Consider the following 7,942-nt stretch of genomic DNA (forward strand, 5'->3'; position numbering starts at 1 on the left):
AACAACGTCTTGGGCAGCAACCGCGCCGTCGCGTTCGACGGAATCAGATCGGCCTTGTCCGGATCGATCGCCAACTTCGCCGTCACCACACCGTCGACCGACGACGCCGACCGCACTTCACCGACGATCAACCCGCGAACCTTCACATCCGCATTGGTAGGCAACGCATTACCCACCGAATCGGTCACCAGATCGATACTGACGACCTTCTTGAAGGTCTTGTTGTACGAGGTGACCGACCATCCGAGGAAGAGGATCAACACCAGAAAGAATGCGAGGCCGAGCAGAAGTCGCTTCAGCCGCGACGGCGAGTCGATCATCCTGCAACCCTCACTGTCGTCGTGGTTCCCCAGATTGCGAGGCTGAGGAAGAAGTCCAGTACCGCCACCGTCACGATGGCCGTTCGCACGGCCCGGCCCACTGCGACGCCGACGCCTGCAGGTCCGCCCGATGCATGGAATCCGTAATAGCAGTGGATCATGATCAGCACGAAGGCGAAGATCAACACCTTGAGGAACGAATAGAGAACATCCTCGGGCGGTAGGAACAGATTGAAGTAGTGGTCGTACGACCCACCGGACTGCCCGTTGAATATCGTGCTGATTCCGCGTGATGCGATGTACGACGCCAGGAGTCCCACGATGTAGAGCGGGATGACGGCGACGAATCCGGCGATCATGCGTGTGGTGACGAGGAACGGAACGCTGGGCACCGCCATCACCTCGAGCGCATCGATCTCCTCGGAGATTCTCATTGCACCGAGCTGTGCCGTGAAGCCGGCCCCGACCGTGGCCGACAGGGCTAGACCTGCAACGACGGGCGCGATTTCACGGGTATTGACGTACGCGGAGAGGAAGCCGGTGAGGACCGAGCTTCCGAGTTGCTCGAGTGCTGCGTACCCCTGCAGACCCACGACCACACCGGTGGCGCCGGACATCATGACGATGACACCGATTGTTCCGCCGATGACCGCGAGAGCTCCCGAGCCGAAGGTGACCTCGGCGAGAAGTCGCAGTACTTCTTTCTTGTAGTGGATGAGCGTGCGCGGAATCCATCCGATGGCACGCACGTAGAAGGACATCTGCTCGCCCGCGTTGTCCAACACGGTGAGCGGAGCACCGGCGATGCGCTTCGCGCGCATGAGAGTACGGTCGCCGCGACCTTTGGCGATGGTCATTGCGAGTCAGCTTCCCTTCGCCGGCACGACCTGGAGGTACACCAGGGTGAGAATGAGGTTGGCGAAGAACAGCAGCAGGAAGGTGATGACCACAGTCTGGTTCACTGCCTCGCCGACGCCTTTGGGGCCGGGGTTGGGATTGAGTCCCTTGTACGAGGCGATGATGCCCGCGATCAGACCGAAGATCGCTGCTTTCAGTTCGGCCACATACAGATCCGGCAGCTGCGCCAGCGCCGAGAACGACGCGAGGTAAGCGCCTGGGGTGCCGCCCTGCAACACGACGTTGAAGAAGTAGCCGCCCGCGATTCCGACGACGGACACCAGTCCGTTCAAGAGCAGCGCGACGAGGATCATGGCGAGCACGCGCGGTACGACGAGACGGTGAATCGGGTCGATTCCGAGCACTCGCATCGCGTCGATCTCTTCACGAATGGTTCGCGAACCGAGGTCGGCGGTCACGGCCGACCCAGCAGCACCGGCGATCAACAGCGCCGTCACGATCGGGCTTCCCTGCTGGATCACCGCCAGCACGCTCGCTGCGCCGGTGAACGACTCGGCACCGAGCTGTTTGATCAGCGAGCCCGTCTGCAGCGAGACGACCGCGCCGAACGGAATGGCGACGAGCGCCGTCGGCAGAATCGTGACGCTGGCGATGAACCAGGCCTGTTCGATGAACTCGCGAAACTGGAAGGGCCGTCTGAATGTGTTTCGAACGACGTCGACCAGTAGATCTACGATGTTTCCGGCTTGAGCAAGTGCTGCGCCCGCCGGAGCAAGAGCGGACTTCTTCGATCCCCCCATGGTGCTTATTGTCCCCGCCCCTGCGCAGGACCGTGGCCCTGATCGCTACGTCCTGAAGTGTCATAGCTGGAACTGTCGTACCCGGATTGGTCGTAACCGGTGTTGTCGTACGCGGCGTTGTCGTAACCGGAGTTGTCGTACGCGGTGTTGTCGTAGCCGGAGTTGTCGTAGCCGGCGTGGCCGTCGTTCTCGTACGTCTGGCTGCCCGCGTACGCGGGTGTCTGACTGCCGGGGTCCGTGGTGTCGAGGCTTTCCTGAATGGCGACCTGCGCGCTCTGAGGAAGGGTGTGCATGATCTGACGCACACGCTCCTGACGGCGACCGACGGCCTGCCGAACCGGCGTACCGGGAGTCGCTTTCATCTGCGGCACGATACCTTCCACATCGTCGACACCACCAGCATGATGCCCGGCGTCGACGAGGGCCTGCTCGTGCGCCATCTGCGCCTCGTCCTTCTCCTCCGACATACCGATCGGCCCGATCATCGTGCCGTTCAAGAACTGCTTGACCACAGGCTCGTCGGAGGTGAGAAGCACCTCACGAGGACCGAACATCACCAACTGGCGGCGGAACAACATACCGATGTTGTCCGGCACCGTCCGCGCCAGGTTGATGTTGTGCGACACGATCAGAATGGTCGCATCGATCTCGGCGTTGATGTCGATCAGCGTCTGCGAAATGTACGTCGTACGCACCGGATCCAGGCCCGAGTCCGGCTCGTCGACCAGGATGATCTCCGGGTCCAACACCAACGCACGGGCCAAGCCGGCGCGTTTGCGCATACCTCCGGAGATCTCACCGGGCAGCTTGTCCTCCGCGCCGATCAGACCCGTCAGTTCGAGCTTCTCCATGACGATCTTGCGGATGTCGGACTCGGACTTCTTGGTGTGCTCGCGCAACGGAAATGCCACGTTGTCGTACAAGTTCATCGATCCGAACAGGGCACCGTCCTGAAACAGAACTCCGAACAGCTTCCGGATCTCGTACAGCTCCCTCGAACTGCACTGAAGGATGTCGGTTCCGTCGATGAAAATTTTGCCCTGCTCGGGACGGAGGAGACCGATCAGCGACTTCAGGAACACCGACTTACCGGTTCCCGACGGTCCCAGCAGTGCACTGACCTCGCCCGACGGCAACGTCAAAGTGACGTCCTGCCAAATCTTCTGGACACCGAAAGACTTGGTCAATCCCTCGACCGAAACCTCGACTCCCACGCTGACCTCCACAGTTCGTACACATCGACCCGGATGTGGGTTGGGTCACTCTATCGCACACGAGTGTCCACACCGACACCGGAGCTTACTGCCCAGTAATAACTTCCCCGAGTCGGGCTGCGGTCCTGGCATCAGTGTGGCTCATCTCACCACGACACGCGTGCGACTCGCCCGATTTGTGATGAAACCCAACGCATCAACGTTGTGAGAACAGACAGAACCGAGCTGAATTCACGGGCATCGGCCACGAACACGACACGACGAAGGGCCACCCCCGAGTGGGGATGGCCCTTCGTGTGTGCGAGCTACGCCAGAATTACTTGACGGAGATCTTTGCGCCGGCTGCTTCCAGCTTCTCCTTGGCAGCCTCTGCTGCATCCTTGGCGACCTTCTCCAGGATTGCCTTCGGAGCGCTCTCGACGAGGTCCTTGGCTTCCTTCAGGCCGAGGCCGGAGACGACCTCACGGACGACCTTGATGACCTGGATCTTCTTGTCGCCGGCCGACTCGAGGACGACGTCGAACTCGTCCTGCTCCTCGGCAGCGTCAGCGCCACCGGCAGCCGGTGCGCCAGCAGCGGCGACGGCGACGGGAGCAGCTGCGGTGACCTCGAAGGTCTCCTCGAATGCCTTCACGAACTCGCTGAGCTCGAGGAGGGTGAGCTCCTTGAACTGGTCGAGCAATTCTTCGGTGCTGAGCTTCGCCATGGTGGCGGTCCTTCCTTTAGTACCGAGTCGCTGATCCGCGACACAGGTTGGTTGTGTAGCTGTCGCTGTGAGTGCGGATCAGCTTTCGGCGGGAGCTTCTGCTTCTGCCGGTGCCTCGGCTGCAGCAGCTGCGGGAGCTGCAGAACCTTCGGTGGCCTTCTTGTCTGCCAATGCCTGAGCCAGACGTGCAACCTGCGAAGCAGGCGCATTGAACAGTCCTGCAGCCTTCGACAGGTTGCCCTTCATGGCACCTGCGAGCTTTGCAAGCAAGATCTCGCGGGACTCGAGGTCCGCGATCTTGTTGATCTCGTCCACGGACAGCGTTGCGCCGTCCATGTAGCCGCCCTTGACGACCAAGGCCTTGTTGTCCTTCGCGAATGCCTTGATGGCCTTCGCAGCGTCGACCGGCTCGCCCTTGATGAACGCAATGGCGGTCGGTCCGACGAACAACTCGTCCAGCCCGGTGATGCCGGCTTCGGCAGCAGCGCGCTTGACCAGGGTGTTCTTGGCGACGGAGTAGGTGGCACTGTCGCCGAGCGCACGCCGCAGCTGGGTCAGTCCGGATACCGACAGGCCACGGTATTCCGTGACGACGGCAGCCGTCGAACCCTTGAACTGCTCGGTGATCTCGGAAACCGCTGAGACCTTTTCGGGCTTTGCCATACTTCGCCTCCTCTCGTGGAAGTTATGTCGATCGCGAGAGGTCCTGCAGAAACGACGAACGCCCCGGTGCAGGAGGCACACGGGGCGTAGACATGATGGCGGCGTGGAGTGATCCGAGCCGTCGAACAGGTCCCTTACCTCGTTCTCCTGCGTGGGCCGTCCGAGTGACTCGGACCTTCAACCGCAATCTCGTGAAAGAAATCCCTCGAGAAGGCGGTGACCAACGGTCTTGGGTAGAACTTGATTGGGCAGCCCCGGCACATTCCCGGGTGTGAGCCGGGTTCGTGTTCAGGACCGTCGACCAGACTACAGCGCTGCGCTGCAAAGTCCAAAACGCCGTCGCCGCCCTGTGATCTCGAACCACGCAGGTTGTTCGCGCAAACAACATTCGCATCACGCAGGACAAGACGGTACTCGGGGCTGTTGAATCGAGAACATGACGGCAGCGCAGCCACGCCCACTGCTCGTACCGGACTCCGCCGGATCGAGCCCGGAGCGTGACCCGAGCGGCGGCGACGCAGCTGCTGCCTGGCGCACCCTCGTCGAATCACCACCGCTGTACCCGCGAATCGCGCGCGCACGGAACGTCGCGGTGACCATGAGCGACGGCACGGTAGTGCGCGCGGACGTCATGCGCCCCGCCGATGCGTCGGGGCAGGCCGTGGCGACCGCGCTGCCCGCGGTCCTCAACATCACCCCGTACAACAAGCGGCTGATCACCGGCATCGACGCACTCCTCGGGGCGCCCGTCCTGGGACGTGCCATCCGCGGTGCGTCGCGTCGATTCGACCTGAGCAACACCGCGTTCGACGGAATCACCGAGATCACGCGCATCGTCGACGGCGGTGCCGCCGATCTGCTGTCGGTCAACCGGCATCTCATTCGAAGCGGCTACGTCCAGGTCATCGTCGACGCACGTGGTACCGGCTCGTCGAACGGCACGTGGGACATCCTCGGGGATCGCGAGCAGCTCGACTCCGTCGAGATCATCGACTGGATCACCTCCCAGCCCTGGTGCAACGGTCGCGTCGGTATGACCGGTATCTCCTACTCCGCCATCAACGCGCTCCAAGCAGCATCCAAGCGGCCCGACGGCCTGCACGCCGTCTTCGCGGTGGAGGGTTCCGTCGACATCGTCCGTGAGATCTTCGCGACGGGAGGTGCACCGTCGCTGTTCATCCCGTTGTGGCTGACGGCGGTGAACGGCCTCAAATGGTTTCCGACGCTCCGCGGCATCGACGCCCTGGCATGGTTTCGCGACCGAGCGGCCTCGCCCGCGACCCACATGTTCGATCTCGCCAAAGGTTTTCTGACCGGCGGGGACACCCGGATCTACGACGACCCGTACTACGACAACATCGACGCGGACATCGAAGAGATCGACGTCCCTACGTTCGTGTACGGATGCTGGCACGACATCTTCGGTGGATCGGCACCCGACATCTACAATCGACTGGCCCTCGAACGCGGCCGCAAACAACTGCTCGTCGGGGACGGGTATCACGGCAATCCCGGAATCGGCTTCGGCAGACCAGGTTTCCCGCCACGGCTGGACGTACTGGAACGAGCATGGTTCGACCGCTGGTTACGCGACGAGGACAACGGTATCGAGCGATTCGGGCCCGTCACGCTCCGTAGCCAGGGCGGATCGTGGACGGCCCACGGCCGCTTCCCCGCACCCCACGCCGTACCGCAACGGCTCTACCTGTCCGCCGCCACGTCGGGAACGGCGCGGCACGCAGCAGCCGACGGCACCCTCAGCGGCCGATCCGACGGCAGCAGTGGAACATTCACCGTCCGTCCCTCGCTTCGAGCCGTCGTCTCACGGGACACGACGCAGGTGCTCGCCGGAGTCACCGCCGTCCTCGGTGGCGGATTCACCTACGACAATCGATTCGCCGAGGGCGCTGCAGTCAGCTTCACGACGATGCCGGCCTCGATCGACACGGTGATCTCGGGTCCGATGAATCTGCATCTACGCGTCGTATGCCGTGCACGAGAGGCACTCTGGGCCATCATGGTGTGCGACGTCGCCCCCGACGGCACATCCACCGTCGTGACCAACGGGGCCCTGCTGGCATCGCGCCGAGCCGTCGACGACGAGAAATCGTTGTTCGCCCCCAACGGTGATTACACACGCCCGCACCACCCATTGACCGAAGCCTCGATGCTTCCGGTACCCGTCGGTGAACCGTTGACCCTCGACATCGACTTGCTCACCACCGAAGCCGCGATCTCCGTGGGACACCGCCTGAGAGTCGACGTCTTCGCCGCCGACCCGCCCCGATTCATGCCCATCCTCCCCGACCTGCTTCGAACCCGAGCCCGCAGCCAAGACATCGTCATCGATCCCGAGAACCCCAGCTTCCTCGTCGTGCCCATGCTCGACGACCCAGGTTGGTGAAGGAGAACCAATGCAGACCCGCACCGGCTTCGCACCGTCGAACGGCATCGAACTCGCCTACGAGGACATGGGCAACCCCGACGACCCAGTAGTCCTGATGATCATGGGGCTCAGTGCCCAGATGACGTTGTGGCCCAGAGAATTCTGCGAGCGAATCGTCGAACTCGGATTCCGGGTGATCCGATTCGACAACCGCGACATCGGACTGTCCACCAAGATGGACGGGCTCCGCATCGAAGGCTCCGCGCTGCTTCGGCTGATCCGCACGGGCCTCGGAGCGTCGAGCACCGTCCCGTACACCCTGAAGGACATGGCCCTCGACGCCAAAGGCCTACTCGACCACCTCGAGATCCAACAGGTCCATGTCGTCGGCGCATCCATGGGAGGAATGATCGCGCAGGTCTTCGCCGGTCTGTACCCGGAACGCGTACTCAGTGCCGCGATCATCTTCTCCAGCACCAACGAGGCCTTCCTGCCACCGCCCGACCCGCGTGCACTCCTCCCCCTCATGAAAGGCCCAGGCCCGGGTGCCAGCCGCGAACAGATCGTCGCCCACTCCGCCAACACCCGTCGGCTCATCGGCAGCCCCGCGTATCCCACGCCCATGGAAGAACTCCTCGTCACCGCCGGCGAGATGTACGACCGCAACTACAACCCCGCCGGCGCACTCCGCCAGATGGCCGCCGTGACCGGAACGGGCAGTCTCCGTCGAATCGCCGCTCGGATCTCCGCACCCACCGTCGTCGTCCACGGCCGCGCCGACCGCCTCATGCGCCCCTCCGGTGGCAAAGCCGTCGCCCGAGCAGTCACCGGTTCCTCGCTCCACCTCATCGGCGGAATGGGCCACGACCTCCCCCGTCCACTGTGGGACGAAATCCTCGGCGAACTGTCGTCCAACTTCGCGCGAGTCTGATCGGCTCCCGCCCCCCTTTTCCGGAGCGAACGTGGTGTTCGGTCAGTCTGACTGACCGAACACC

At 62.9% G+C, this 7,942-nt stretch carries 8 protein-coding genes; 2 read left to right on the forward strand and 6 right to left on the reverse strand.

Translation table 11 applies throughout. The annotated features are described in order from the left end of the window. From ACFULT_RS26635 to rplJ, 6 genes are all read right to left on the reverse strand, one after another. On the reverse strand, window positions 1-320 hold a 320-nt coding region (locus tag ACFULT_RS26635; RefSeq protein ID WP_378483038.1), incomplete at its 3' end, for an MlaD family protein. Continuing rightward, on the reverse strand, window positions 317-1,177 hold the full coding sequence (locus tag ACFULT_RS26640) for an ABC transporter permease (RefSeq protein WP_037105613.1): 861 nt from the start codon (window positions 1,175-1,177) through the stop codon (window positions 317-319). The genes ACFULT_RS26635 and ACFULT_RS26640, both read right to left, overlap by 4 nt. Before the next feature lie 6 nt (window positions 1,178-1,183). Then, window positions 1,184-1,978 (reverse strand): ABC transporter permease, encoded by a 795-nt coding sequence (locus tag ACFULT_RS26645; protein WP_037105611.1) that lies wholly within the window; start codon window positions 1,976-1,978, stop codon window positions 1,184-1,186. A gap of 5 nt (window positions 1,979-1,983) precedes the next feature. After that, window positions 1,984-3,192: an ATP-binding cassette domain-containing protein gene (locus tag ACFULT_RS26650; protein WP_378483039.1), complete on the reverse strand. Its 1,209-nt coding sequence runs from the start codon at window positions 3,190-3,192 to the stop codon at window positions 1,984-1,986. Window positions 3,193-3,508: 316 nt separating this feature from the next. After that, complete coding sequence (rplL, locus tag ACFULT_RS26655) at window positions 3,509-3,898, reverse strand: 50S ribosomal protein L7/L12 (RefSeq protein WP_019666426.1); 390 nt, start codon at window positions 3,896-3,898, stop codon at window positions 3,509-3,511. A gap of 78 nt (window positions 3,899-3,976) precedes the next feature. Further along, window positions 3,977-4,561 (reverse strand): 50S ribosomal protein L10, encoded by a 585-nt coding sequence (gene rplJ, locus ACFULT_RS26660; protein WP_019666427.1) that lies wholly within the window; start codon window positions 4,559-4,561, stop codon window positions 3,977-3,979. Window positions 4,562-4,997: 436 nt separating this feature from the next. On the opposite strand from rplJ, the gene ACFULT_RS26665 reads away from it, so the two are divergent. Together ACFULT_RS26665 and ACFULT_RS26670 are read left to right on the forward strand one after the other, a co-directional pair. Beyond that, complete coding sequence (locus ACFULT_RS26665; protein WP_037105606.1) at window positions 4,998-6,965, forward strand: CocE/NonD family hydrolase; 1,968 nt, start codon at window positions 4,998-5,000, stop codon at window positions 6,963-6,965. A gap of 10 nt (window positions 6,966-6,975) precedes the next feature. Then, the gene (locus ACFULT_RS26670; protein WP_094720812.1) at window positions 6,976-7,878 is read left to right on the forward strand and encodes an alpha/beta fold hydrolase; all 903 of its coding nucleotides are present in this window, start codon (window positions 6,976-6,978) and stop codon (window positions 7,876-7,878) included. Window positions 7,879-7,942 lie beyond the last annotated feature (64 nt).

It is taken from the genome of Rhodococcus sp. NPDC057297, from assembly GCF_042667435.1.
Classification (GTDB): domain Bacteria; phylum Actinomycetota; class Actinomycetes; order Mycobacteriales; family Mycobacteriaceae; genus Rhodococcoides.

Coding starts and splice junctions, on each gene's coding strand:
- ACFULT_RS26640 (WP_037105613.1), bottom strand. CDS start 1,177: ATGACCATCGCCAAAGGTCGCGGCGACCGTACTCTCATGCGCGCGAAG.
- ACFULT_RS26670 (WP_094720812.1), top strand. CDS start 6,976: ATGCAGACCCGCACCGGCTTCGCACCGTCGAACGGCATCGAACTCGCC.
- ACFULT_RS26645 (WP_037105611.1), bottom strand. CDS start 1,978: ATGGGGGGATCGAAGAAGTCCGCTCTTGCTCCGGCGGGCGCAGCACTT.
- rplL (WP_019666426.1), bottom strand. CDS start 3,898: ATGGCGAAGCTCAGCACCGAAGAATTGCTCGACCAGTTCAAGGAGCTC.
- rplJ (WP_019666427.1), bottom strand. CDS start 4,561: ATGGCAAAGCCCGAAAAGGTCTCAGCGGTTTCCGAGATCACCGAGCAG.
- ACFULT_RS26665 (WP_037105606.1), top strand. CDS start 4,998: ATGACGGCAGCGCAGCCACGCCCACTGCTCGTACCGGACTCCGCCGGA.